At 56.8% G+C, this 1839-nt stretch carries 2 protein-coding genes and 1 pseudogene; all 3 read left to right on the plus strand.

Annotated elements, in window-relative coordinates; all coding sequences use genetic code 11:
* The coding region (locus ACR0NO_RS22125) for a GNAT family N-acetyltransferase (RefSeq protein WP_480725714.1) at positions 1–419 on the plus strand (419 nt) is incomplete at its 5' end.
* Positions 420–751: 332 nt separating this feature from the next.
* A complete protein-coding gene (locus ACR0NO_RS22130; RefSeq protein ID WP_480725715.1) occupies positions 752–1696 on the plus strand; it encodes an MBL fold metallo-hydrolase in 945 nt (314 codons plus the stop codon).
* A 63-nt stretch (positions 1697–1759) separates the two neighbouring features.
* Positions 1760–1839 (plus strand): annotated as a pseudogene (locus ACR0NO_RS22135) (IS5/IS1182 family transposase); the annotation flags it as partial.

The following is a 1839-nucleotide window of genomic DNA, read 5'->3' on the forward strand; positions in this document are numbered from 1 at the left end:
CGATATTGTCACGCCGTGTGCTTGAACATCTTCCATCACCTCTGCACCTGAGCGGAGATGACGACATTGCTTCTTGGGTGGACGAACGCGCTGAGGAAAGCGACGTTTTTCTTGTCAACTGGAGGCGCAGCTCCGAATTAGTCGGACTGTTGATTTTGGCGTCCGACCCCAGTGACGCGCAAGCGCCAGAACTTCATATTGGCGATTTGCTCGGTGAAGCAACTTGGGGTCAGGGGGTCGCAACAGAACTCGTCCAAGGTTTGGTGTCAGCGGCAGAAAAGGACGGCCCGGTGAGGCTGCTGGGAGGTGTCAGCATTGAAAACCCGGCAAGCGCTCGGGTGCTTAAAAAGGCAGGTTTCGAATTATCACCTGACCTTTCAACAACGAATTCGCACATGTACTCCAAGAAAGTCGGTTGAAGCGCATTCGACACGTCCGGCTTGGGTTTAAGGCAGACCTTTAGGCAAGCGCAGCATTTTCGTTTGAGGACTAGAGCGCTCTCTTGAGGACGGCCCAAAGCGGTCGTTCGCCAGAACACTTGGGCGTTGCAGCGCAGCCAGTGATACCGGACCTTTGTCGATTGCGCGGCAATCAATGGATTTCCTTTGCAGAGCTCGCCTAGACCGAGCGGCGATTGGCCGATCACTGAATTTTCAACGGGCGCCGCATTCAACCTTAGTGTCACGCCGTCCCCATTACTGCTAGGGTAGCAACAGTGAGGGGTAGTCTCGAGAAATTTGGGAGAACAATCATGGACAGACGCGTATTCTTGGCCGGAACAGGCATCACTTCGGGCCTCGCTGCATTGGGGTGGAACGTCGCGCCCCTCGGAGCGGAAGGCCTCGTAGCGGCGCGGCGCTACCAGGTGGGCTCGGCGACGGTGCACGTGCTGTCCGATGGGTTCATTTCGATCGGACCTGAAATGCTCTCCGGTGTAACACCGGAAGAGTTCGCGACCTTGCTCGACAATGCGCACATAGCCACCGACGCGCATCCGAGCGCGGTCAATGCGTTTTTGGTCGAAATTGGTGATAGAAAAATATTGGTCGACTCGGGGACCGGCGAAATCTTCGGACCGACCCTTGGCAAGTTGCCCTCCGTGATGAACGCCCTCGGCTTTGATCCGGCCGCTATTGACACGGTGGTCTTCACCCATCTGCACGGCGATCACATCGGCGGCACGGTTTCGCCAGCTGGTAATCCTTATTTGAACGCGACACTCCGGGTAGCGAGCGCTGACATCGATTTCTGGACCAGCGAGGAGATTCAGGCGCAGGCTCCTGATGCCTTCAAAGCTGCGTTTGACCTTGCACGCTCCGCCCTCGATGGTTTTGGCGAACGGATTGAGCCTTTTGGCGCTGAAGAAACCGCAATCGCTCCTGGGCTCTCGACTATGGCGCTGCCCGGCCACACCGTCGGCCATACGGGCCTGATGCTCGAAAGTGACGGCGATGTCCTGCTTATTGCGGCCGACATTGTTCATGTTCCAACGGTGCAACTCGCTATGCCCGCCGTGACCATTGGCTTTGACACTGATCAGGATTTGGCACGTGAAACCCGCGTCAAGACTATGGATATGGTTGCTGCGGATCGCATAATGATGGGCGGGTCGCACATCTCTCTTCCCGGTCTGGGATATCTGGAAACAGCCGGTGACGGATACCGATGGACGGCGGCGCGCCATCAGTACGGTTAGGGTCAGGACCCATTGATTTCCGCTTTGCTGCGTGATTCACGGTTCGAAAATCGAGCGGTGACCATGTCTGATCTTTTCTGGCTGACGGATGCGCAGGTGGCGCGTCTTGAGCCTTTCTTCCCCAAGTCCCACGGCAAACCACG

The organism is Ruegeria sp. CL3, from assembly GCF_056536505.1.